General features: G+C 74.2%; 17 protein-coding genes and 1 pseudogene. 12 read left to right on the forward strand and 6 right to left on the reverse strand.

The window, feature by feature from the left end:
• Positions 1-55: 55 nt before the first annotated feature.
• On the reverse strand, positions 56-832 hold the full coding sequence (locus tag AC5WRT_RS13540) for a glycerophosphodiester phosphodiesterase family protein (protein WP_496093293.1): 777 nt from the start codon (positions 830-832) through the stop codon (positions 56-58).
• A complete protein-coding gene (gene yczE, locus AC5WRT_RS13545) occupies positions 829-1,482 on the reverse strand; it encodes a membrane protein YczE (protein WP_496093292.1) in 654 nt (217 codons plus the stop codon). Before yczE ends, AC5WRT_RS13540 begins: the two co-directional genes overlap by 4 nt.
• 102 nt (positions 1,483-1,584) lie before the next feature.
• Between yczE and AC5WRT_RS13550 the strand changes: the two genes are divergently transcribed.
• On the forward strand, positions 1,585-3,093 hold the full coding sequence (locus AC5WRT_RS13550) for an SCO1417 family PLP biosynthesis transcription factor (protein ID WP_496093291.1): 1,509 nt from the start codon (positions 1,585-1,587) through the stop codon (positions 3,091-3,093).
• Positions 3,094-3,126: 33 nt separating this feature from the next.
• Here AC5WRT_RS13550 and AC5WRT_RS13555 read toward each other — a convergent pair whose 3' ends face one another.
• Both AC5WRT_RS13555 and AC5WRT_RS13560 read right to left on the reverse strand, forming a co-directional pair.
• Positions 3,127-4,740 carry a hypothetical protein gene (locus AC5WRT_RS13555; protein WP_496093290.1) on the reverse strand — a complete coding sequence of 538 codons (1,614 nt, stop codon included), beginning with the start codon at positions 4,738-4,740 and terminating at the stop codon, positions 3,127-3,129.
• Between the two features lie 47 nt (positions 4,741-4,787).
• Positions 4,788-4,982 carry a hypothetical protein gene (locus AC5WRT_RS13560; protein WP_496093289.1) on the reverse strand — a complete coding sequence of 65 codons (195 nt, stop codon included), beginning with the start codon at positions 4,980-4,982 and terminating at the stop codon, positions 4,788-4,790.
• Positions 4,983-5,286: 304 nt separating this feature from the next.
• Here AC5WRT_RS13560 and AC5WRT_RS13565 point away from each other — a divergent pair, with 304 nt between their 5' ends.
• The 5 genes and pseudogenes from AC5WRT_RS13565 to AC5WRT_RS13585 all read left to right on the forward strand — a co-directional run.
• Positions 5,287-5,679 (forward strand): ankyrin repeat domain-containing protein, encoded by a 393-nt coding sequence (locus tag AC5WRT_RS13565; protein ID WP_496093288.1) that lies wholly within the window; start codon positions 5,287-5,289, stop codon positions 5,677-5,679.
• Between the two features lie 301 nt (positions 5,680-5,980).
• On the forward strand, positions 5,981-7,399 hold the full coding sequence (locus AC5WRT_RS13570; protein ID WP_496093287.1) for a HEAT repeat domain-containing protein: 1,419 nt from the start codon (positions 5,981-5,983) through the stop codon (positions 7,397-7,399).
• Between the two features lie 182 nt (positions 7,400-7,581).
• Positions 7,582-8,748: a glycosyltransferase family 4 protein gene (locus tag AC5WRT_RS13575; RefSeq protein ID WP_496093286.1), complete on the forward strand. Its 1,167-nt coding sequence runs from the start codon at positions 7,582-7,584 to the stop codon at positions 8,746-8,748.
• Positions 8,745-9,920, forward strand: a complete 1,176-nt coding sequence (locus AC5WRT_RS13580; RefSeq protein ID WP_496093285.1) for a glycosyltransferase — start codon at positions 8,745-8,747, stop codon at positions 9,918-9,920. The genes AC5WRT_RS13575 and AC5WRT_RS13580 overlap by 4 nt, the downstream gene beginning before the upstream one ends.
• Positions 9,917-10,744: pseudogene (locus AC5WRT_RS13585) on the forward strand (SGNH/GDSL hydrolase family protein); the annotation flags it as partial. The gene AC5WRT_RS13580 and the pseudogene AC5WRT_RS13585, both read left to right, overlap by 4 nt.
• A gap of 343 nt (positions 10,745-11,087) precedes the next feature.
• Here AC5WRT_RS13585 and AC5WRT_RS13590 read toward each other — a convergent pair.
• A complete protein-coding gene (locus AC5WRT_RS13590) occupies positions 11,088-11,927 on the reverse strand; it encodes a putative hydro-lyase (RefSeq protein ID WP_496093284.1) in 840 nt (279 codons plus the stop codon).
• Between the two features lie 111 nt (positions 11,928-12,038).
• Between AC5WRT_RS13590 and AC5WRT_RS13595 the strand changes: the two genes are divergently transcribed.
• The 4 genes from AC5WRT_RS13595 to AC5WRT_RS13610 all read left to right on the forward strand — a co-directional run bounded on the left by AC5WRT_RS13595 (position 12,039) and on the right by AC5WRT_RS13610 (position 20,114).
• A complete protein-coding gene (locus AC5WRT_RS13595; RefSeq protein WP_496093283.1) occupies positions 12,039-12,728 on the forward strand; it encodes a GntR family transcriptional regulator in 690 nt (229 codons plus the stop codon).
• Between the two features lie 136 nt (positions 12,729-12,864).
• Complete coding sequence (locus AC5WRT_RS13600) at positions 12,865-14,394, forward strand: hypothetical protein (protein ID WP_496093282.1); 1,530 nt, start codon at positions 12,865-12,867, stop codon at positions 14,392-14,394.
• Positions 14,395-14,422: 28 nt separating this feature from the next.
• The gene (locus tag AC5WRT_RS13605) at positions 14,423-15,301 is read left to right on the forward strand and encodes a hypothetical protein (RefSeq protein ID WP_496093281.1); all 879 of its coding nucleotides are present in this window, start codon (positions 14,423-14,425) and stop codon (positions 15,299-15,301) included.
• Positions 15,302-15,350: 49 nt separating this feature from the next.
• The gene (locus tag AC5WRT_RS13610; RefSeq protein ID WP_496093280.1) at positions 15,351-20,114 is read left to right on the forward strand and encodes a hypothetical protein; all 4,764 of its coding nucleotides are present in this window, start codon (positions 15,351-15,353) and stop codon (positions 20,112-20,114) included.
• Between the two features lie 18 nt (positions 20,115-20,132).
• On the opposite strand, the gene AC5WRT_RS13615 is transcribed toward AC5WRT_RS13610, so the two are convergent.
• Positions 20,133-20,654, reverse strand: a complete 522-nt coding sequence (locus tag AC5WRT_RS13615; RefSeq protein WP_496093436.1) for a hypothetical protein — start codon at positions 20,652-20,654, stop codon at positions 20,133-20,135.
• Positions 20,655-21,068: 414 nt separating this feature from the next.
• Here AC5WRT_RS13615 and AC5WRT_RS13620 point away from each other — a divergent pair, with 414 nt between their 5' ends.
• Together AC5WRT_RS13620 and AC5WRT_RS13625 are read left to right on the forward strand one after the other, a co-directional pair.
• Positions 21,069-24,191, forward strand: a complete 3,123-nt coding sequence (locus AC5WRT_RS13620) for a nitrate- and nitrite sensing domain-containing protein (RefSeq protein WP_496100241.1) — start codon at positions 21,069-21,071, stop codon at positions 24,189-24,191.
• On the forward strand, positions 24,188-24,622 hold the full coding sequence (locus AC5WRT_RS13625; protein ID WP_496093278.1) for a roadblock/LC7 domain-containing protein: 435 nt from the start codon (positions 24,188-24,190) through the stop codon (positions 24,620-24,622). The genes AC5WRT_RS13620 and AC5WRT_RS13625 overlap by 4 nt, the downstream gene beginning before the upstream one ends.

Below are 24,622 nucleotides of genomic sequence, written 5' to 3' on the forward strand. Positions count from 1 at the left end.
CTCGCTTCCCCGCTCAACTGCTCAGGCGCGAAGGCTCGGGCCGGCCGCCGGTCGGTCAGACCCAGACGCCCCGGTCCTCCATGACCTTGCGCAACGTGTCGATGTGATCGGTCATGATGCCATCGACTCCGAGGTCCAGGAGCCGGTGCATGCGCCCGGGTTCGTTGATCGTCCACACGTGCACGTGCAGCCCGCGCGCGTGGGCGGCGCGGACGAAGCGGTGGTCGACCACCGGGACGCCCGACTGGGCCTCGGGCACCTGGGCGGCGACGGCGGAGCGGCGCACGGCGGCCGGCAGTCCCCATGAGCGCAGCCGCAGGCTCAGCACCCCGCGCGTGCCGAACGAGGTGGCCAACCGCGGCCCGGCCAGGCGTTGGGCCCGCAGCACACGCGCCTCGGAGAACGAACCCACGCAGACCCGGTCCCAGACGCCCATGCGCTCGATGAGGTCGAGCGTGGGGCGCAGGGCGGGCTCCGCCTTGACGTCGACGTTCCAGCGGACCTCGGGGAAGGTCTCCAACAACTCCTCGAACAGCGGCACCGGTTCACGGCCGGCCACGCGCGCGTGCCGCACGTCCTCCCACGGCAAATCCGCGATCCGGCCCGCGCCGTCGGTGACGCGGTCCAGCGTCGAGTCGTGGAAGGCGACGAGCCGGCCGTCGGCCGTGGCGTGCACGTCGGTCTCCATGTAGCGGTAGCCCATCTCGGCCGCGCGCCGGAACTGCGCCAGGGTGTTCTCCAGCCCGTCGGCCGCCCCGCCCCGGTGGGCGAAGGCGATCGGTCCGGGATGGTCGAGATAGGGGTGGCGCAGGGGCGGTGTAGCGAGGGTCACGGACGCAGTATCGCCCCTTCCGGTGTCGGACCGGCAACCACCGTGCTGCGACTCGGTGCCGGGGGAACGGCGAACACCCTCAGGAACAGCTGTGCCAGCGGGCCGATGGACACCGCGTACAGCACGGTGCCGACACCGACGGTGCCGCCCAGCAGGAACCCGGTGACCACCACCGCCACCTCGAGCCCCGTCCGCATCACGCGGATGGAGCGGCCGGTGCGCCGGTGCAGGCCCGTCATCAGGCCGTCGCGCGGGCCAGGACCGAAGCGTGCCGCGATGTACAGGCCGGTCGCCGCGCCGTTCGACACGATCCCCGCGAGCAACAGCGGGACGCGCACGGTCAGCGCGTTCGGGGCCGGGACGAGCGCGAGGGTGCCGTCCATGGCCAGCCCGACGACGAAGACGTTCGAGACCGTGCCGAGCCCGGGGCGCTGGCGCAGCGGGATCCACAGGAGCAGCACCGCGGCCCCCACGACGATCGACACCACCCCGATCGTCAGCCCGGTGAGCCGGGCGAGGCCCTGGTGCAGCACGTTCCAGGGTTCGAGACCCAGGCCCGCGTCGACGAGAAGGGCGGAACTGGCGCCGTAGAGGGCGAGCCCGGCGTACAGCTGGATCAGGCGTCGTCCGAGACGGCGCGGAGTGGACACGACGTACCCCCCTGGGTGGTGGCGGTGGCCTGGTGCATGTCACTCTGTGGCTCGGTGGCAATCGCCATCCATGGCCAATCCGGGGAAGGTGGACTGATCTTCATGGCGCAGTGGACCTCTGCGATGGGTGCCGCGCAGCTCGCCCGGCTTCTCAAGTCCCAGCAGCACCGCCCGGCCGGCCCCGGGACCCGCCGTCCACCGGCCTACCGTGCCCTCGCCGACGGCATCCGCCTGCTGGTGCTCGAAGGGCGCGTCCCGGTGGCCGCCCGTCTGCCCGCCGAGCGCGAGCTGGCTCTCGCCCTGTCCGTGAGCCGCACCACCGTCGCCGCGGCCTACGAGGCCTTGCGCACCGAGGGCTTCCTCGAGTCCCGGCGCGGAGCCGGCAGCTGGACCGCGGTACCGGCCGGGAACCCGCTGCCCGCCCGCGGGCTCGAACCCCTGCCGCCCGAGGCCCTCGGCTCGATGATCGACCTCGGCTGTGCCTCGCTCCCGGCCCCCGAGCCCTGGCTCACCCGCGCCGTGCAGGGCGCCCTGGAGGAACTGCCTCCGTACGCCCACACGCACGGCGACTACCCGGCGGGCCTCCCCGCGTTGCGCGCGATGATCGCCGAGCGGTACACGGCGTGCGGCATCCCCACCATGCCCGAGCAGATCATGGTGACGACCGGCGCGATGGGCGCCATCGACGCGATCTGCCATCTCTTCGCGGGGCGTGGCGAGCGGATCGCCGTGGAGTCCCCCTCCTACGCGAACATCCTGCAGCTGATGCGGGAGGCGGGCGCACGCCTGGTGCCCGTCGCGATGGCCGAGGGCCTGTCCGGCTGGGACCTGGACCGCTGGCGTCAGGTCCTGCGCGAGGCCGCGCCCCGACTCGCCTATGTCGTCGCCGACTTCCACAACCCCACCGGCGCGCTCGCCGACGAGGACCAGCGGCGGCGTCTGGTGGACGCGGCGCGCTCGGCCGGCACGGTGCTCGTCGCCGACGAGACGATGACCGAGCTGTGGCTGGACGAGGAGTTCGCAGACGGCCGGATGCCGCGCCGGGTCTGCGCCTTCGACCCGGCCGGCTCGACCGTCATCACGGTCGGCTCGGCCAGCAAGGCGTTCTGGGCGGGCATGCGGATCGGCTGGGTGCGGGCGGCTCCGGACGTCATCCGCAGCCTGGTCGCCGCGCGGGCGTACGCCGATCTCGGTACGCCGGTGCTGGAACAGCTCGCCGTCAACTGGCTGTTCAGCACGGGCGGTTGGGAGCACGCGGTGGAGCTGCGCCGGGCCCAGGCCCGGGAGAACCGGGACGCGCTGGTGGCGGCGGTCCGGCGTGAGCTGCCGGCGTGGGAGTTCAACGTCCCGCAGGGCGGTCTGACCCTGTGGGTCCGCGCCGGCGGCCTGTCCGGCTCCCGGCTCGCCGAGGCGGGGGAGCGGACCGGCGTCCGCGTTCCGTCCGGCCCGCGGTTCGGTGTGGACGGCGCCTTCGAGGGCTATCTCCGGCTGCCGTTCACGGTCGGGGGAGCGGTGGCGGAGGAGGCTGCGGTCCGCCTGGCGGCGGCGGCCCGCCTGGTGGAGACGGGCGGTACGGGGGGCGCGGAGGCACCGCGCACGTTCGTGGCGTAGGCCGAGCGCCCGATGGCTCGGGGCGGCAGGAACCTACGAACGCTCCGCGGCCATGACCTCCGCACTCACCGGGGCCGCTTCGACCTCCGGCTTCGTGAGATCCGTCGGCTGTGCCTCCAGAGCCGTGGCCCGCGCGGGCAGCAGCTCCAGCACCGCCTGCCGGTCGGCATCGCTCGTCGCGTCGTCGTACGGATCCGGCGTACGCGGCACCTGGACGCGGTGCACCGGCCCCGACCCCAGCCGCGCGTATCCACGCCCCGGCGGTACATGTCCCAGCGGCGTGGTATGCGGCGGAGCACCCAGGACCTCCTCCACCTGCCGGGGGGCCATGGGCCCGAGCACGACACGCGCCCGTGTGTGCTGCCGTACCGCGTCGCTCAAGGAGTCCTCCCCGTCGAACTGCTCGGCCACCACGACCGTCACGTTCGCCGCCCGGCCGTGCCGCAGCGGCACCTGGAGCAGCGTCTGCGGGTCCTTGCGGCCGTCGGCCGTGGCGAGGTGGGCGAAGACGGAGGGGCGGTCCAGCAGGATCCACAGGGGGCGCCGGGCGTCGGCGGGCGGCGGGTCGCCGGCCTGCCGGGCCAGGTTGATGGCGATGAGCCGCCGCTCGGTCTCCTGCGCGGCCCACTCCAGGCTGGCCAGCGCCCCGGGCAACGCGCACTCCACGGTCAGTACGCCCTCCCGGCCGGTCAGGCAGGCGTACTCGCCGGTGCCGCCGCCGTCGACGATCAGGACGTCGCCGAAGCGCAGGGCCTGCAGCGCGATCGAGCGCAGCAGGGTCGAGGCACCGCTGCCGGGATGCCCGATGGCGAGCAGGTGCGGCTCGGTGGAGCGGATGCCGGTGCGCCAGACGACCGGCGGTACGTCGATCCGTTCCTCTCGGTAGGAGAGAGGGAGCGTGCGGTGGACCTCGCCCGGGTCGGTGAAGCCGAGCACGATCTCGCCCGGCGCGATCACGAAGTGCTGGGCCGGGATGTCGGTGGGCAGCGGAGGCAGGGCGGTGACGGTGAGCTGGTTGCCCTCCTCGTCCCACGCGAAGCGGTACTCGCGGCCCCGGCCGGCCTTCGCGGCGAGCAGGTGCTCGATCCGGGCGCGGGCCTCGGGCTCGCCGTCCGGGAAGTACGCGGGGTAGCGGATCACGAGGTGGCCGACACGCCCGGCGTCGTCGAACTCGTGGGAGGTGAACCCCTTCTCCCACACTCCGCCGTGCGCGTACAGCGGCGCCGGGTCGGCGGGGCTGGAGAAGTAGGGCACCAGGGCGTCGTAGAGCGACTGGAGCCGTTCGGTCCGGGACTCGTCGGGGCTCTCGGGGGCCGGCGGGGTGTGCTCGCGCCCCTGCCAGGCGGCTGCCGCCAGCGCGGTGACGACGGCGAGCAGCGGCCCGTACGGCACCAGCGTCACGGCGAAGATCACGCAGGCCACCAGGAACAGCAGCGGCCCCCGCTTGTCCTTGGGCGTGTCGGCCCACCTGCGCCGCCCGACCGAGGCCAGCCGGCGCAGCCCGCGCGTGACCGTGATCAGCGGATGGAGGACGTCGGTGGCACCGTCGGCCGCCGTCCGGGCCAGCTCCCGGCTCCTGGCGAGCTGCGTCCGGGCGATCTGGGCGCTGTCCTTGCTCAGAATGCGGGGGAGAGGGCGCCGGGCCACTGCTGTCTCCTGTTGCTGCGTGCGTGCGTGCCGGTGGGCGGGCGGACTCAGAACTTGATTCCGCCGAGGAGGCTCGCGAGGCTGTCCCCGCCCGCCTTGATGCTCGGAGCGATGCCCGTGCTCGACAGGTAGAAGCCGAACAGGGCCGAGACGCACGCGTGCGAACCCTTGAGTCCGTCCTTGCGGAAGAACACGAACACGACGGTGCCGAGCAGGACGACGCCGGACATGGAGAGGATCATTTGAGGCCTCCTGGTGTGGAGAGGGACAGTCACCCTGAGTTCTTCCAGAATCACACCATGTATCCATACGATTAAAGGTGCAATCGGGTGAACTTCTGGCGATTTCGCCCATCTGGTGGACGGCTCCTGCGCGGCCGGGCGGGTCGGTCGTCCCGGCGGGCCCATCGACGATCCTTACCTCGGGCACACCGGGTCATGTGCCGCACGAGCCAGTACGCTGGCGATTCACTCGTACGGCCGTGTTCCGCTCGCGTGCCGTACGCTCCCCGAAGTTCCAGAAGTCTGCACGAGAGGTGGTCCGCCGATGAGTGAAGCCCCCGACCCCGAGGTCGTGGAGCTGGCGACCAAGATCTTCGACCTGGCCCGGCGGGGCCAGACCGAGGCGCTCGTGGCGTACGTCGACGCCGGCGTGCCGGCCAACCTCACCAACGACCGCGGCGACTCCCTCGTGATGCTCGCGGCCTACCACGGCCACGCCGACGCGGTGCGCGCCCTGCTCGCGCGGGGCGCCGCGGCGGACCAGGTCAACGACCGGGGTCAGACCCCGCTCGCGGGCGCCGTGTTCAAGGGCGAGACGGACGTGATCAAAGCCCTCCTGGAGGGCGGCGCCGACCCCGCCGCGGGCACGCCGTCGGCCGTCGACACCGCCCGCATGTTCGGCAAGACGGAACTTCTGGAGCTGTTCGGCGCGCATTGACGCGCATGTCCTGACCAGCTACGACACGGAAAACGGGGGAGGCGGTACAGGGCCGCCGGAAATACGGTCGCGGCAGCGCAAACCGCCGGGTCATCATGACGACGTGATTCACGGACGCGATGGCTGGGCAGGCGTTGCCGCACCGCGCGGGCCGTGATGCGGCCCGCATGGGCCACCGACGAGAGGCAGAGAGAGATGGTCTTCAGCAAGCAAGAGACGGCGGGCGCTCCGACGTTGTGTCACGCGGCCAGGTAATGCGTGTTCCCCGGTTGTGTCGACGCTTGATGTGAGGCTGTTTCCCATGTTCGATCCGGTCATAGCGCCCAGCGGTACGCTGCTCGGCCTGCTCCAGCGGGGCCGCGGCGACGGCACACTGCACGCGCTCACCGCCCCGCGCGCCGAGGCGCTCGCGGCCCTCGACCACTGCGTGCTGCGCGATCCCCGCCACGACTGGCAGGTGGAGAACCGCTCCCTGTACTACGCCCGCCTCCACCTCGACCTGAACGGCGAACTGGACGCGATCGAGGCGCACCTCTTCGACCCCGAGGACGTCCTCGACACCGACGAGTCCCGCACCGGCCTCGCCCTGGCCGTGCTCGGCCACCTCGCCTCCTACGGCAGGCGCGACGCGCTCGAACTGCTGCGCAGGTACGCCGCCCACGGCTCCAACTGGGCCTGGGCCCTGGACGAGCTGGCCCTGCGCGACGACGACGCGGGCCTGCGCGCCCTTGCCGCACCCGTCCTGGCCCGCTTCCCCGGCGATCCCGAGGGCGAGGCCGAACTGGCGGCCGCCGTACGCGACGCCTTCGAGCCGCGGCCCTGGCGGCTGTGGGCCGAGGACCCGCGCCCGTCGATCGCCGCACGCGTGCGTGCCGCCCAGGAGACCGGCTGTTTCGACCGCTGGCAGCGTCAGATGCGACCCACCGGCCCCCGGCCCGACTGGAGCGTGCGCGCGGTCTTCGAATGGGCCCAGCAGGGCCTGGACCGCGGTGCCGCCCTCCACGTGCCCGCCGCCCGCTGCCTGGTCGCCGTGGCCGGCCCCGAGGACCGCCCGGAGATCGTCCAGGCCGCCCGCACCGGCGTCGACGGAGCGCGCTGTACGGCCTTGCGCTATCTCGCCGACGGCAACGACCCCGACGCCCTCGACCTGATCGAGGCGGCCGTCGCCGACGGCACGAGCGTCGTCGTCGAGGCCGCCGTCGACGCCTTCGAACGGATGCGCAGCATCGCCGCCGTCGACCGCGCGCGCCGCTGGGCCCAGCGCCCCGACCCGCTCGGCGGCGCCGCCGGGCGCATGCTCGCCTGCCGCGGCGGCGTGCGGGACCGCGACCTGGTCCTCGGTGCCCTGCGCGAGGCCGTACGCGGCGACGGCCCCGACGCGCCCACGCTGTGGACCCTCGTGGACGGCGCCGGACGTCTCGGCATCGCCTGCGCGGCCCCCGTACTGCGCCACATCTACCGCGAGACGGCCTCCTCGCATCTCCGTGGCCGCGCCGCCCGCGCCCTGGCCGCCACCGACCCCTCCTTCGCCGCGGGCTTCGCCGTGGAATGCCTCTGGGACTGCGAGGAGACCACCCGCGAACTCGCCGCCCGGCACGCCGAGACCGGTGACGCCCGGGTCGTGGAGCGCCTGCGCCGTCTGGCCGCCGATCCCGCCGAGGAGGCGGAGGTGCAGACCGCCGTACGCAGCCGCTTCGGACCCGACGCCGCCCTCGGCTGATCCCGCGCGCGAACCGCCCGGGGGACGACCGCCCGCCGGGTGAACATCGGGTGTCCCGCAGGTCAGGCGGCCATGACGGCCGCCTGACCTGCTCGGGTGCACAGCACAACGCTCACGGGACGTTCCCCGCGCGGAAAGATCGACGTTGACGCGGCCACGTCCGGCACGGCGACAACACCCGTATGCGTGTCGTCATCGTGACCGAATCCTTTCCCCCCGATGTGAACGGCGTGGCCCACTGCGCGCTCCAGACCGCCCGGCACCTCGTAGATCGCGGTCACCATCCGCTCGTCGTCGCCCCCGCCCCCGCCCCCTCCTTCTCGCCTTCGCTCGAACAGGGAGGCACCCCCACGGGCAGTGGACCGGACACGGACGCCCCGTGCCCGGTCGTCCGGATCCCCTCTCTCCCGCTCCCCGGCTACCCCCAGGTCCGCGTCGCCCTGCCCAGCCGACGGCTCGCCGCCGCGCTCGTCGAGCACCGCGCCGACCTGGTCCATCTCGCCAGCCCCTTTGTGCTGGGCGTACGCGGCATGGCCGCCGCAGTCCGGCTCGGCATCCCCGCCGTCGCCGTCTACCAGACCGATCTCGCCGGATACGCCCGCACCTACATGGGTGCCGGCGAGGCCGCCGCCTGGCGGCGGATCCGCTCGGTGCACGCCGCCGCCGACCGCACCCTCGCCCCCTCCAGCGCCTCCCTCGGTGACCTGGAGGCGCACGGCGTGCCCCGGGTGCGGCTCTGGCCGCGCGGCGTGGACACCGTACGTTTCCGGCCAGACCTGCGGGACGAGGCGCTGCGCCGTGAACTCGCCCCGGACGGCGAGCTGATCGTCGGCTACGTCGGCCGGCTCGCTCCCGAAAAGCACGTCGAACTCCTGGCCGGCGCCTGCGCTCTCAAGGGCGTCAAGGTGGTGGTCGTCGGCGACGGGCCCAGCCAGGCCCACCTCGCCCAGGCGCTGCCCGGCGCCGTCTTCCTCGGCCGCCGCACCGGCGGTGACCTCGCGCGGATCTTCGCCTCGCTGGACCTGTTCGTGCACACCGGTCCCTTCGAGACGTTCTGCCAGACCGTCCAGGAGGCCATGGCCAGCGGCGTACCGGTCGTCGCACCCGCCGCCGGCGGCCCGCTCGACCTGGTCGCCCACCAGCGCACCGGGCTCCTCGTCCCGCCGCGCGACACCGCCGCCGTGACGCAGGCCGTCCGCGAACTGGCCGCCGACCCGGCCCGCCGCCTGGCCTTCGGTGCCGCCGCCCGCACCATGGTCCAGGGCCGTACCTGGGCCGCCGTGGGCGACCAGCTGATCGCCCACTACGACGACGTGCTCGCGGCACGGAAGACGGCGGTGGCGGCATGAGCGGGCAGTCCCTGCGCATCGTGCGGCTCGCCAACTTCGTCGCCCCGGCCTCCGGCGGCCTGCGCACCGCCCTGCGGGAACTGGGCAAGGGCTTCCGGGCGGCCGGCCACGAACCCGTCCTGATCGTGCCCGGCGATCGGCACACCGACCGTGACACCGAGCAGGGCCGGGTCATCACCCTGCCCGGCCCGCTGCTGCCCGGCACCGGCGGCTACCGCGTCCTGACCGACAGGCGGCGCGTGGCCGCCCTGCTGGAGGAGCTGGCCCCGGACCGCCTGGAGGTCTCCGACCGGACCACCCTGCGCTGGACCGGCCGCTGGGCGCGCCGCGCGCGCGTGCCCGCCGTGATGGTCTCCCACGAGACCGCGGACGGCGTGCTGCGCACCTGGGGCCTGCCCGGGAACCTCTCGCGCCGGGCCGCCGACGCCCTGAACACCCGTACCGCGCACGTCTACTCACGGGTGGTGTGCACCACCGAGTTCGCCGAGCGTGAGTTCGTGCGCATCGGCGCCCGCAACGTCGTACGCGCCCCGCTGGGCGTCGACCTGACGGAACGCCACCCCGCCCTGCGCGATCCCGGCCTGCGCACCCTGCACGCGCGCGAGGACGAGGCGCTGCTCGTGATGTGCTCCCGGCTGTCCGTCGAGAAGCGCCCAGGCACCGCCCTGGACGCCCTCGACGCGCTGATACGGCGCGGACGTCGGGCAGTGCTCGTGGTGGCCGGGGACGGGCCGCTCAGGCCCCGGCTGGAGCAGCGTGCGCGGGAGCACGGACTGCCGGTGACGTTCCTCGGGCACGTCTTCGACCGGGCCGCCCTCGGCGCCCTCCAGGCGACCGCGGACATCGCCCTGCAGCCCGGTCCCGCCGAGACCTTCGGGCTCGCCGCGCTGGAGGCCATGGCGTGCGGCACGCCCGTCGTGGCCAGCCGGTCGTCGGCACTGCCCGAGGTCGTCGGCTCCGCCGGGGCGACAGCCGCCGACCGCGGTGAGGCCTTCGCGGACGCCGTGGAAGTGCTCCTGGAGCGTGCCGGGCCCGCACGGCGGGAGGCGGCACGCGCGCGTGCGGAGTGCTTCGGCTGGGGGACGGCCGTGGAGGCGTTCCTGGCGGCCCACGACACGGAGGTGCTCCGCCCGGCCGGTGCCCGCCGCACCGTGCCGGAGGGCGTGGCATGAGAGCCCTGAGCTACGTCGCCCTCGGGGACTCGCTGACCGAGGGCGTGGGCGACCCCGTCGGGGACGGCTGGCGGGGCTGGGCGGCGCTCCTGGCCCCCTGCCTCGCCGAGACCCCCGACGCCGTGGAGTTCACCAACCTCGCGGCCGGCGGCGCCCAGACCCGTGACGTGCTGGAGCGGCAGACGCCTGCCGCCCTCGAACGGCGTCCCGACCTGGTGTCGGTGGTGATCGGCGTCAACGACACACTGCGTCGCACCTTCGACATCCGAACGGTGGCCGCCCACCTCGACGAGGTGTACGCGGCCTTCACCCGCGAGGGAGCGACCCTGCTCACCGCCTGCCTGCCCGACCCCGGCGCCATGCTCGGCCTGCCGGACGCCCTGGCCCGCCCGCTGGCCCGCCGGCAGCGGGCGGTCAACACGGTCGTCCACGCGCTGTCCGAGCGCCACGGCGCCGTCCACCTGCACGCCGCGGACGGCGCCTGGATCAACGACCGGGCGCTGTGGAGCGCCGACCGGCTGCACCCGGGCGAACGCGGGCACCGGCAACTGGCCGTCCGCTTCCACGCCCTGCTCACCGAGACGGGCCACGCGACGGGACGACCGCCGTCCCCGGAACCGGAGTCCCCCGGGCCGACCCGGGCGGCGAGCCTGCTGTGGCTGGCCACGGCCGGCACCGCCTGGGTGGTCCGGCGCTCCCAGGACCTGCTGCCGCAGCTGCTGCGCCTGGCCGCCGACGAGGTCCACCACCGGGCCCGCGGCACCAGCGCCCGCCTCGACCTGCACGCCTCGGCCGCGGTCTCCGCGGCCCTGACGGCCCTGACGGAGGGCACCACCGGGCACGCCGGGGCGCAGCGGCGCCTTGCCGGCACGACCACGACGGCGATCCCGAGGCAGACGCGAGCGGTCACTGCGACCGGCGCGGGCCGTGGGGCCGCGGCGGTGAGTCCCTCCGGTGGGGACAAGACGGCGGGCGCGGCAGTGCCCGGCAGTGCCGCGGCGGTCGGTCCGGTCCTTGGAGCGACGGTGTCCGGCGGGGCCGACGACGAGTCGTTGGTGGCGGCGGGGTCGGCCGGGGACAGCGCGTGGGAGCCCGGGTGAGGAGCGTGTGCAGCGCCGGGAACCGGGCCCTCGGTTCACCGGGTGGGCGGGCTGGACGGCGGGCGCCTCAGTCGATGCCGACCAGCCGGTACTGCTCGTCGCGGGCGTCGGTGAGGAACATCTGGCCCGGGGCGTGGGTGATGGCGAACGGCGGCCGGGACGCCATCACCGCCGCCTGCGGGGTCACGCCGCAGGCCCAGAACACCGGGATGTCGCCGGGTGCGGGGGTGACCGGGTCGCCGAAGTCGGGCCGGGCGAGGTCCTCGATGCCGAGCGCCTGGGGGTCTCCGCAGTGCACGGGACCGCCGTGCACGGCCGGCAGCAGGCCGCTCTCCCGGATCGCGGCGCGCAGGTGCTCCGGTGGCACCGGCCGCATCGACACCACCGTCGGCCCGCGCAGCCGTCCCGCCGGCCGGCACGCGCGCGTGGTCACGTACATCGGCACATTGCGGCCCTGCTCGACATGCCGGATCGGCACGCCCGCGCGGGCCAGCGCCCACTCGAAGGTGAAGCTGCACCCGAGCAGGAACGACACAAGGTCGTCCCGCCAGTACGCCCGCGCATCGGTCGGCTCCTCGACCAGTTCGCCGTCCCGCCAGACCCGGTAGCGCGGCACATCCGTACGCAGGTCGGCCCCTTCGGCGAGGACGGTCGACGTGGCGCCGGCGTCCGTGACGTCCAGCACCGGGCAGGGCTTGGGGTTGCGCTGGCAGAACAGCAGCATGTCGTACGCCCAGTCGGCCGGCACGGAGATCAGATTGGCCTGCGTGTGGCCCGCCGCCACGCCGGCCGTGGGTCCCGAGAGGCCTTCCCGGAAGCGGGCCCGGGCGGTGAGCGGGCTCCACGCGCGCGCGTGCTCGTCGACTGCGATGACCGGGAGGTCCTGGACACGGGGGGTCTGCGTCATGCCCGCTCCTGGGGGAGGGTGAGTGGCGTCGTCCCAGCACCGTAGAGGATCGTTGAACGATCCTTCAATACCCATGTTGTTCCGTTCCGGTCCGTGCGATTGAATTCCGACATGGCAGAGCAGCTGACGGCACTGGCCGACGACCGTGCGCTCCTGGGACGTACCAGCACGGCCGAGCGGGTTTCCGACATCCTCCGGAGCCGTATCGCCGACGGGTACTTCCCGCCCGGCACCCGGCTGTCCGAGGACGGCATCGGCGGGGCGCTCGGTGTCTCCCGCAACACCCTGCGCGAGGCGTTCCGGCTGCTCACGCACGAGCGGCTGCTGGTCCACGAGCTCAACCGCGGTGTGTTCGTGCGGGTCCTGACCGTCGAGGACGTCGAGGACATCTACCGCATGCGCTCGCTGGTCGAGTGCGCCGTCGTACGCGGGCTCGGCGAGCCGCCGTACCGGCTGGACCGGGTGGCCGCCGCGGTCGTCGAGGGAGAGGCGGCGAGCGCGGAGCAGGACTGGAAGGCGCTGGGCACCGCGAACATCCACTTCCACCGGGAACTCGTCGCCCTCGCGGGCAGCGAACGCACCGACGAACTGATGCGCAGCGTCTTCGCCGAGCTGCGGCTCGCCTTCCACGTCGTCGACGACCCGCGCCGGCTGCACGAGCCCTACCTCGTCCGCAACCGCGAGATCCTGCGGGAGCTGCAGACCGGGGACAACCGTGAGGCGGAACGCCTGCTGGAGAGGTACCTCGCGGACTCGCTGGAACGGGTGGTGGAGGTCTACCGCCGCCGGGTCGCCCCGTGACGGGCACGCGACTCCGCCGCGGGACCCGACCGGCCCGCACCGGCCCGCATCCGCCACACGGCCCGCACCGCCCCGACCAAACCGGCGGAGCCGCTCGTTTGGGTCGATGTCAGACCGAGGACCTAGTCTGTGCACCGTGACTTCGCCTGCATCGACGGACAGCGTTCCGCCCCAGTTCAGCGTGGGGCCGCGCCCGGCTTTGGGCCCGGCCGCCGACGAGGGACTGGCGCGGCGGCTGCGCGCGCTCGCCTGCACCGCGCCGCTGCACGACCTCGACGCGCGCAAGGCCAACCTGGCCGGTGAGTACTCGGTGTACGGCATGGCCGAGGTGGCCCTCGCCGCCATCGACCTGGTCACGCTCAACATGGACTTCGACACGGGAGCCGACCACGAGCAGATCGTGGCCCGGCTCCTCCCGCGCGTCGCCGCCCAGGCCCCGCACCGGCCGACCGCCGAGCACGAGCGCGTGGCCCGCTGGGTCCTGGAGAACCTGATCAACGTCGGCAGCGTGGACCGCGGCTTCCGCGCCGTCTACGGCACCTTCGCCCCCGACGGCACATACGTCCGGCGGGACTACGACTTCAAGCTGATCGAGGAGGTCCCCGGCCCCGGCGGCACGGTCTACCTGCGCACGACGGACGAGGCGGTCAACGTCCTGGTCGGCGCCCTCGACACCGACGTCACCAGCGCCCAGATCGCCGCCGAGGTCAAGCTGGAGGTGCTGATCAGCCGCGGCCGGCTGGCCGATGCCCAGCTCGCGGCCGAACAGGCCCGCTACCGCACGGTGCAGTACTCGGAGACCCTGCGCCGGGCCCTGGAGGCCACCCGGCGCAACGTCCGCGCGGTGGACTGGCTCGACGCCGTGCCCGACATGATCGCCGAGGCCCTGGACCACGTGGCCGACCGCTACCGTCACGAGAACGCGATCCTCACCAACATCCGCAAGGCCCGCGACGAGACCGAGGAACCCGAGCACAAGCGGCGCGCCGCCGAGCTGGTCGACATCGTCAAGGACTGCATCCGGCGGCACACCCAGCTCCAGTCACGGCTGCTGGAGGCGGGCCCGCTGTTCCGCGCCGAGCAGGACCGGCAGGCCTTCGCCACACCCTCGACGGCGTCCGGGACGGACCTGTACGGCCATCTCCTCGCCCCGGTGCTGCCGTTGCCCCTGGAGCGCGCCGTCCGGGTCACGGACGCGTTCTTCGCGAACGGCACGGGGTTGCGCACGCCGGCGTCCGTCCGGCTGGCGGACCTCGTCGACATACTGCTGACGCCGCCCGTCGAGCGGGAGCACCTGGGCGCGGAGATGCCCGAGCCCGACCTGATCGCCACGCCGGACGACAGCCGGTTCAGCGAGGAGCAACTGGCCGCCGCGACGGAGCTGCTGGACCTCCCGGCCGACGCTCCGCGCAGACTGTCGGGGCTCCTGGCCGAGGCCCGGCGCACCGGTGACCCGGATCTGGCCTACCTGGTGGCGCTGTTGGCGGTCCACGCGGCCAGCCCGGCGGTGGGAACCGCCTACCGGCAGGGCGAGGAGAAGCTGCTGTTCGCCGTGGACGACGGGACCGAGCTGGACGATCCCGAGTTCGGCGGGGCCGACCTGATCGTGGGGACCGCGTTGCTGGACGCGGCGGGGATGGCCGCGGACCGGACCGAAGCAGCATGAGTGAGCACCGACGCAAGGAGTCACAGCCGTGAGCGAGCACGTCGAGTGGAGTGAGGCGGAGCCGTCCGCCCCGTCGGCACCCGCCGCCGTCACCCCCGCCGACGCCGCCGACGCGGCGCGGCTCGTCGCCTTCGGGCTCCAGCCCAGACTGCAGCCCGCCCGGGACCAGGAGTACACGGAGCTGTTGCGGCGCTACCGAGAGGACCCGGCGTTCGCGCGGCTCGCCGACGCCGTCGCCGCAGGCCTGGGGCTCGTCGTGCTGGAGGTGTCCCCGCGCGCGGGGATGGCCGTGACCGCCGCCGAGGACTCGGTGTTCGCCGTCCGCATGAGCGACTACGCGCGTCGCACCGCCGCTGACTCCGGCGACCGCTTCCTGCACGGACTGGCCCATCTCGCCGTGGCCGCCCTGGCGTTCCCGCGCCCGGAGGACCTGGCCGACGACACCTACATCGGCCGCGTCACCGTCAACGGCGTCGACGCCTTCGTACGGCAGGCCTGCCGACGCCTGGAGCAGCGGGCCGAGGAGCGCGGCGAGAACACCGACCCGGCGACCGACGCACCCGGACTCGAGGCCGCCTGGCGGATCTGGGCCAGACGCAGCGCCACCGGAGCCACCAAGGACGCCCGCCGTCCGGCCGCCTCCACCACCGGCATCGTCGCCAAGGCCCTCGCCTTCCTCACCGACTCGGGCTTCCTGCAGCGCACCGGCGACGACAACGGCGGCACGTACCGCACCACGGCCCGCTACCAGCTCCAGGTCCGCGACATGGCCGGCAGCGCCGCGCTGGCCGAACTGCTGGAGCTGGGCGTGGTCCCGGTGACCGACGGCACGGCCAGCCTGCTGCCCGCCGAGGACACCGACGACCTGGAGTTGGTGGCCGACGCCGGGCTGCCGTTCCACTCCTGAACCCCAGAACCACCGCACGATTTCCGAAGAATTACGACGAGAGTCCGCCATGTACGAGTTGTCCCGGGTCCGCCTCTACTCCATCGGTCCCGCCGGTGCGCGCTACGCCGACACCGTGCTTGACCTGCGGGGCGTCGGCGAGCCCGTGCCCGACCCGGCGCCCACGCAGGCGGAGTTCTTCGAGGAGGAGCCGTCCGGCCCGCCGCGCCGCCCCGCGCCCGCGGGGGTGCTCTTCCTGGAGAACGGCGGCGGCAAGTCCGTGCTGCTGAAGCTGATCTTCTCGGTGATGCTGCCGGGCCACCGCAACACCCTCGGCGGCGCCAGCTCCGGTGTGCTGCGCAAGTTCCTGCTCGCGGACGACTGCGGGCACGTGGCCCTGGAGTGGCAGCACGTGCAGACCGGCGAGTGCGTGGTCGTCGGCAAGGTGAGCGAGTGGCGCGGACGGCAGGTGTCCAACGACCCGCGCAGGTTCGCCGAGGCCTGGTACTCGTTCCGGCCCGGCCCGGGGCTGAGCCTGGACAATCTGCCGGTCGCCGAGTCCACCGCCGTACGGCCGCCGGCCGAGGGTACTTCGGGCGCCCATGGCCGCCGGCGCACCATGAAGGGCTTCCGCGACGCCCTGACGGAGGCCGGCAAGGCCTACCCGCACCTGGAGGCGCACTGGGAGGAGATCCACGACCGCTGGATCGAGCACCTGGGCGACCTCGGCCTGGACCCCGAACTCTTCCGCTACCAGCGGGAGATGAACGCCGACGAGGGCGAGGCGGCCGGCCTCTTCGCGGTCAAGAAGGACTCCGACTTCACCGACCTGCTGCTGCGCGCCGTCACCGACACCCGGGACACCGACGGTCTCGCCGACCTCGTCAGCGGATTCGGCAACAAGCTCGGCCGGCGCGCCGAGCTGATCGCCGAACGCGACTTCACCGCCGGTTCCGTCGACCTGCTCGGGCGGATCGTCGAGGCCGCCGAGGCCCGCGCACGCGCGCGTGACGTCCACGCCGGCGCCGAGCGCCGTACCCGCACCCTCGGCCGGCGGCTGTCCGCGCGGGCGGTGCAGGAGCGGGTGCGCGCCGCCGACCTCGCACAGCGGGTCACGGCCGCCGCCTACGCCGTCACCCACTCCGAGGGCGGCCGGGAGCGCAGCGCCCTGATCGCCGCCGAACTCGCCTACCGGCACGCCTCCCTGGCGCTCGCCGCCGCGGAGAAGTCGGCCGCCGCGCAGAAACGCGAAGTGGCCGACGCCCGCACCCTGCACTCCGCCTGGCAGGCCGCCGAGGCCGTGCTGCGGCATCGCGCCGCCGCCGACCGCGTCGCGCGCGTGTCCGCCGCCATCCAGGAGGCCGAGCGGGACGCCGCGCCCGCGCTCGCCGCCCGCGCCAAGGCCGCCGTGGACCTCGTACGGGCCCTGCACGCGGCCGCCGAGCGCGCCGAGGCCCTCGCCAACGAGGAGGAGGAACGCTCCGCCGCCCTCCAGGAGGCCTCCGACTCCGCCTACCGCGACTCCACCACCGCCGCGACCGAGGCACAGCGCGCCCGCAGCGAGGCCGGGCATCTGCGCCAGCGCCTCGCCGAGGTCGAGCAGGAGACCGCCGAGGCCGTCCGCGCGGGCTGGCTCGACGACAGCGCCCCGGACGCCGACCCGGCGCGTGCCGCTCTCGCCGCGAGTGACGCCGAGAAAAGTGCGGTCGCCGCCTGGGACACGGCTCGCGAGGCCGCCCGCAAGGCCACCGAGCACGCGCGCGAGGCCGCCGCCGCCGAGTCACGCGCCGAACTGACCGCGGCCCGCGCGGCGGACGCCGCGACGGCCGCCCAGCGCGCCTACGAGGCCGAGCGGCGGCTCGCCGAGTCCCTGGCCGCCGAGGAGCGGCTCGCGGAACTGCTCAGCCTGCCCGGTGCGCCCGGGACCGGTCGGGCCGACGTTCCCGGGCCCCGGACCGGTGCCGACGACGCCCTTGGTGACCGGGCCGGCAGGACGGGCGCCGGCGAGGCGGCGTCCGGCGCCCGCGCCGAGGCGGTGCCTGCCGCGCACGGCCGTACGGGCGTCTCCCCGGACGTGGCGGACGACGCGTCCGGCGCTGCCCGGCGCCCGGCCGAAGGCCCCCTCACCCCCGACGAACTCGACCGCTTCGCCGACGAGTTGCGTGAACTCCTCGACGACGCCGTCTCGACCGCCGAGCGGCACCTCTTCGAACTGCGCACCGCCGCCGCCGACGACTCCCGGATCCTCGGCGCGCTCGGTGACGGTGGACTGCTGCCGCCCGGCCCCGACGTCCTGGCCACGGTGGAGTACCTCGGCGAACACGGCATCCCGGCACTGCCCGGCTGGCGCTACCTCGCCCAGGCCGTCGACCCCGCCGACCACGCGCGCGTGCTCGCCGCCCGCCCCGAGCTGGTCGACGGCGTGATCATCACCGACCCGGACACACACGCGCGTGCTCGTGAAGCCCTCGAAGACGCCGCCCTGCTGCCCCGCTCCGCCGTCGCCGTCGGCACGGCCGCCGCCCTGCTCGCCCCGGCCCCCGCCGCCGACGCCGCGCCGGGCGACGTCTTCCTCGTGCCGCCGAACCCGGCCATGCACGACGAGCACGCCGCCGACGAGGAACGCCAGGCGCTGCGCGCCCGGGCCGCCGAGCGCGACGAGGAGATCCGCGCCCTCGCCGCCCGGCTCGGCAAGGACCGTGAACTGGCCGCCCGCCTCGCCTCCTGGCGCACCGGCTGCCCCGCCGGACGCCTCACCGAACTGGCCCGGGCGGCCCAGGAGACCCGCGCGTTCGCCGAGGAGACCGAGGCCGAACTGGCCGAGGCCCGTACGGTGCGCGCGGAGACCGACGAGGCCGCCGCCGAGGCCGTGCAGGTCCGCGACGAACGGCAGGAGGCCGCACAGAAGGCCCGCCGCGCCGCCGACGCCCTCGCCGGACTCGCCTACCGGCTGCGCGAGCGCGCCGGCTGGCATGCCCGGCTGCGTGAACTCGCCGACGAGGCCGCCGAGTACGAGGCCCGCGCCCAGGCCTGCCTGGAGCGCGCCCGCGCAGCCGACGAGGACCGCCGCGGCGCCCAGCGCGCCGCCGACGACGCCCGCCGCACCGCGCGTGCCCTGCGCGGCGAGCGCTCCGAGATCGCCGGCGCCCCCGACGACCTGCCGGTCGAGGACGCGGACGCCCCCAAGACCTCCCTGCCCGCCCTGCGCGAGGCCTACCGGGCCGCCTCCCAGGTGTACGAGAAGGTCGGTGTCGGGGCCGACCTGCGGGCCGAGCAGGCCCGTGCGGAGAGCGACGAGAGCGCAGCCCGCGCCGAACTCGACCGGCTCAGCAACAAGGTCCGCACCCGGGCCGAGCAGCTGCTCCAGTCACCGGACGGCTCCGACGGGCCCTCCCGGCAGGCCGCCGCCGCACGCGCGGAGGAGCTGGTGCAGCTGCTGGAGACCCGCATGTCCAGCGCGAGCGAACAGCTCGGCCGGCTGCGCGGCGAGGCCGAAAGGCACGCCCCCCTGGACGGCGACGCGCACACCGAACTGCCCGAGGAACTCGTCCCCCGCGACGCCGAGCACGCCCAGGCCCTGCTGCGCACCGCGACGGCCGAACTCGCCGCCCGGACCGAGGCGCTGGCCGAGGCCCGCGCGGCGCACGCCGAGCTGCTGGAGGCCCACCGGGCCGCCGAGGACGCGGCCGGCGGCTTCGACGAGATCGCCGCGATGCTCCGCGACCTGCTGCGCGAGCACGTTCCGGAGGAGGAACAGGAGGAGCCGGAGCCGTACCCCGGCAACCTGGAGGAGGCCCGGCACTCCGCCGCCGAGGCCCGCCGCTCGCTGCGCGGCTGCGCCGCCGACCTGTCCGCCGCCGAGGCGGCCGTGCGCGAGGCGAGCGACATCCTCGTCCGGCACGCCAACTCCACGCGCTACGAGCAGGTCCGCACCCCCGCCCGGCAGCAGATCCGCGAACTGCCCGCATCCGCGCTGCCCGAGCACGCGCAGAAGTGGGCCGACGCCTTCGCGCCCCGGCTGCGCGTCCTGACCGACGAGCTGGCCCAGCTGGAACGCAACCGCGACTCCATCGTGGACCGCCTCCGGGGCCTCGTGGAGTCCGCCCTCGCCACCTTGAGGTCCGCGCAGCGGCTCTCCCGGCTGCCCGAGGGCCTCGGCGAGTGGTCCGGCCAGGAGTTCCTGCGCATCCGCTTCGAGGAGCCCGATCAGGCCACGCTCACCGAACGCCTCGGCGAGGTCATCGACGACGCCACGCGCGCGGCCGTGAAGAAGAACTCCGATCTGCGCCGGGACGGCATGTCGCTGCTGCTGCGCGGTGTCGCGGCGGCGCTCCAGCCCAAGGGTGTGGCCGTCGAGATCCTCAAGCCCGACGCCGTCCTGCGCGCCGAACGCGTCCCCGTCGGACAGATGGGCGACGTCTTCTCCGGCGGCCAGTTGCTCACCGCGGCCATCGCCCTGTACTGCACGATGGCCGCGCTGCGCAGCAACGACCGGGGCCGGGACAAGCACCGCCACGCCGGCACGCTGTTCCTGGACAACCCGATCGGCCGCGCCAACGCCACCTACCTGCTGGAGCTGCAGCGGGCCGTGTCGGACGCGCTCGGCGTGCAGTTGCTCTACACCACCGGTCTGTTCGACACGACCGCCCTGGCCGAGTTCCCGTTGGTCATCCGTCTGCGCAACGACGCCGACCTCAGGGCCGGCCTGAAGTACATCAGCGTGGAGGAACACCTTCGGCCAGGACTGCCCCGGCAGCCCCAGGCCGGAGAGGCGGTGCACAGCGAGATCACGGCGACGCGGATGTTCAGGAAGCCGACGCCGACCGCGCCGTAGCGGCGGGGCCCGGGGAGCTCAGGGATGGGACAGCTGCCCGGTGCCGCCCCGGCGGCGTATCCGGTCCTGCTCGCGCAGGACCGCGCGCTCCTCGCGTCGCCGGGCTCGCCGCTCCCGGCGGAGCGAGCGGGCCGTGCTGCTCGGCTCCGAGACCACGCCGTACCGCTGGTTCCACACCTGGCGGGTCACCCACACGTCGACCGCGGCCCAGGTGGCGACCACCGTGCTCACCACGCTGCTGATCACCATGGGGAACGCCAGCCAGGACCCGGCCATCGTGCACAGGAACGCCACCATCGCCTGTATCAGCGTCACCGCGATGATCAGCAGCGCCCGCACCGCCGCCGTACGCACCGGATCCGGCAGCGGATGCCGTTTGGCCGGCTCCTCGACCCACAACTGCCGGTAGTACCGCCGCTCGTCTTCCCCGGCGCGCCCAGGCGCCGGAATGTCGCGATCCGGTGCTTCCAGGACGCGCTCCGCCGCCGAGCGCCCTGCGACGCTCTTCTCGGGCGCTTCGCGCCGCTCCGCAGTGCCCATCATCGTGTCACTCCCCACCGCCAGACCGCTCGCCCCGGCGTCACAAGACTCCGACTCCCCAGTGGTGCCCGGCTTGCGCTGTTTTACGCCGCCGGGGTGCGGGATGCGGCTCCTGTGGCCCATTCCGCCCCCATTTCCCGTGGAGAAGGACGAACGGGATCGCCCGATGATTCCCGACCGGCGAAAAATTCCAGCCAACCACCCGGTAACGAGACGCGGATCCGTCCGGGCTCGGGCGCCGGATCGCGGTGGCAATCTCCCGCAATGCCCGGACAACTCGCCATGTCTCGCCGACGCAGCGGAAGTTCGCCCTCCGGACATGTCTTCGAGTTAACTGTGGGCGGTAGTAGGCTCGCGCCGTTTGTTGACGCACATGTGCACCCCCGGCCGGCGGGGGTCGAGCTGGGGGAGGCCATGCGCTTTCGCGGGAAGTCCATCCGCCGGAAGATCGTGGCGCTGCTTCTCGTGCCGCTGGTGTCGCTGACCGCCGTCTGGGGCTTCGCAACGGTACTCACAGGGCGCGAAGTCGCCCGGCTATTCCAGGTGAAGGACGTCCAGCAGGACATCGGATATCCCGCCGAGGACGCCATCCGCGCACTCCAGCAGGAACGCCGCCAGACCCTCGTCTACCTCGCCGACCCCAGAGCCGCCGACGCCCTCTCCGCGCTGCAGCGCACCCGCACCGCCACCGACCGCGCGATCACCGAGATGCGCAGGAACGCCGGCGGTCAGCACGTCTTCGACGGCCTGGACCCGGCCGACGACGACCGCCTGACCGCCGTCCTGGACGCCTTCGACGGCCTCGACACCCTGCGCCGCAGCGTCGAGGAGGGCACGGTCGCCCGCGCCGAGGCCTACGACCTCTACAACCGGCTCGTCGACCCCTGTTTCACGCTGCTCGCCTCCCTCGAAGGCATCGACGACGTCGGACTCGACGCTCAGGCACGCGCGATGGTCAACATCGCCCGTGCCCGCGAACTGCTCTCCCGTGAGGACGCGCTGCTCGGCTCCTCGCTCGTCGTCGGCCGGCTGACCCGCGCCGAGACCCGTGACATCGCCGACCTCGCCGCCCAGCGCACCGTCCTGTACGACGTCAGCCTGCCGCTGCTGCCCGCCGCCGAGCGCGACCACTACGAGCGCTTCTGGAAGAACGCCACCACGGCCCCGCTGCGCACGGCAGAACACACCGTCGTCGACTCGGAGTCGGGCACCCCGCGCGGTGTCACCGCGCAGAGCTGGGACTCGGCGGCGGCGAGCGTCCTCGACGACCTCGGCACCCTCGACGACCAGGTGGGCGACCGCTTCCAGGACCGTACGCGCCCGGTGGCCCTCGGCGTCATCCTGCAGGCCGCCGTCGCGGGGCTGCTCGGCCTGGTGGCGCTCGTGCTCTCCCTCGTCCTGTCGGTCCGGGTCGGCCGCCGCCTCATCCGCGACCTGCGCCAGCTGCGTCTGGAGGCACACGAGGCGTCCGGCGTCCGACTGCCCAGCGTGATGCGCCGCCTGTCCGCGGGCGAACAGGTCGACATCGAGACCGAGGTGCCGCGCCTGGAGTACGACAGGAACGAGATCGGCGAGGTCGGGCAGGCCCTCAACACGCTTCAGCGCGCCGCCGTCGAGGCCGCCGTCAAACAGGCCGAACTGCGCGCGGGCGTCTCCGAGGTCTTCGTCAACCTCGCCCGCCGCAGCCAGGTGCTGCTGCACAAGCAGCTCACCCTCCTCGACACGATGGAGCGCCGCACCGAGGACACCGACGAACTCGCCGACCTCTTCCGCCTGGACCACCTCACCACCCGGATGCGCCGGCACGCCGAGGGCCTGGTGATCCTCTCCGGTGCCGCGCCCTCCCGGCAGTGGCGACGCCCGGTGCAGCTGATGGACGTCGTACGGGCCGCCGTCGCCGAGGTCGAGGACTACGAACGCGTCGAGGTACGGCGTCTGCCCAGGGTCGCCGTCACCGGTCCGGCCGTCGCCGACCTCACCCATCTCGTCGCCGAACTGCTCGAGAACGCCACGGTGTTCTCGCCCCCGCACACCGCCGTCCAGGTGCTCGGCGAGCGGGTCGCCAACGGCTTCACGCTGGAGATCCACGACCGGGGACTCGGCATGACGGCCGAGGCGCTCCTGGACGCCAATCTGCGGCTGGCGGAGACGCCCGAGTTCGAACTGTCCGACACCGACCGGCTCGGCCTGTTCGTGGTCAGCCGTCTCGCCCAACGGCAGAACGTCCGGGTCTCCCTCCAGCCCTCGCCGTACGGCGGCACCACCGCCGTCGTCTTCATCCCGGACGCGCTGCTGTCCGACGACGTACCGGACACCAACGGCCTCGGCTTCCGCCTCGACCGGGACCGGCCGGCGAAGGGAACCGGACAGACGGGCCTGGCCGGCGCACGGTCCATGGCGCCGGCGCAGCTTCCCGGCCTGCCCACCTCGCTGCTGGACGGCCCGGTCGAGCTGGAGGCGCCGGTGGACCTGGACGCCATCGACGACTTCCCCGGTGTCCTGGCCGACGAGGACAGCGAGCGCGGAGGGCTGTTCCGGCCCCGCGGCTCCCGTTCCGGCACGGACGACGAAGTGCCCTCGCCGTCCGCCGAGGCCGGCGGCACCGGGCCCATACCCCTGTCGCGCCGGCAGACCCCGAAACTGGTCAGCTCGCACGGCAAGCCCGTCACCGGCCGGCGCTCCCGCCGTGACGAACGCGACCAGCAGCCCTCCGTCGGGCCCCGTCGCCCCGGCACCGACGCACCGGCTCCCCTCCCGACCCGCCGGCCCACCACCACTTCCCGGGGCCCCGCCGACCCCGCGGACCGGGCCGGGGACGGCGAACCGTCGTCCGTGGACGGGACCGGCGTTCCCGCGCTGCCGCGCCGCGCCGGAACCGCTGCCGCTGCGGTCCCCGCGGACCGGGCCGGGGACGGCGAACCGTCGTCCGTGGACGGGACCGGCGTTCCCGCGCTGCCGCGCCGCGCCCGGACCGCAGCCGCCGCCGACCCCGCGGACCGGGCCGGGGACCGCGACGAGCCCGCCGACCAGAACACCGACGCAGCGTCCGGCCTCGCCGCCCTGCCCCGGCGCCGCCGCTCCGACGACGGCGTAGGTGGAGCCACCCGTGAGGAGGACCGCGCGGCTGCCGGTGGGGACGAGCGGGCCCTTCCCGGTGACAGCGCGGCGCACCGCACCGGCGACGGCGACGGACCGACACGCCGCGGCAGCGGAGCGCTGGCCGGCGACGGCGCGGCACCGGCGAGTGGCGCCCCCGGACACGGCGGTCACACGGCCGACGACCCGGCCGCAGCCCCACCGGCCACCGGCCCACTGCCCCGGCGCATACGGCAGGCCAGTCTGGCCCCCCAGCTCAAGCAGGACACCGCGCGGCGCACCGAGCGCGCGGCGCAGCCCGCGGAACGCGACGCCGAGGAGGTTCGCAGCCGGATGGCCTCGCTCCAGCGCGGCTGGCAGCGCGGCCGGCGGGAGAACGCCGGGGGCGACGACGCCCATGACGGCACAGCACAAGGAACGACTAAGGGGGACGGTCGATGACCGCACCGAAGGCGACCGGCCACACGGCGACCGACAAGGGAGGCCTCAACTGGCTCCTGGACGACCTGGTCGACCGGGTCGCCAGCATCCGCAAGGCCGTCATCCTGTCCGGCGACGGGCTTCCGACGGGTGTGTCCAAGGACCTGACCCGCGAGGACAGCGAGCATCTGGCCGCCGTCGCGTCCGGCTTCCACAGCCTGGCCAAGGGCGTGGGCCGCCACTTCGAGGCGGGCGGCGTCCGGCAGACGGTGGTCGAACTGGACGACGCCTTCCTGTTCGTCACGGCCGCCGGGGACGGCAGTTGCCTCGCCGTCCTGTCCGACGCCGACTCCGACGTCGGCCAGGTCGCCTACGAGATGACCCTCCTGGTCAAGAGGGTCGGCGCACATCTGGGCAGCGCACCGCGCACCGATCTGCCCGCAGACGGGTAG

This window comes from Streptomyces sp. NTD91, from assembly GCF_059510455.1.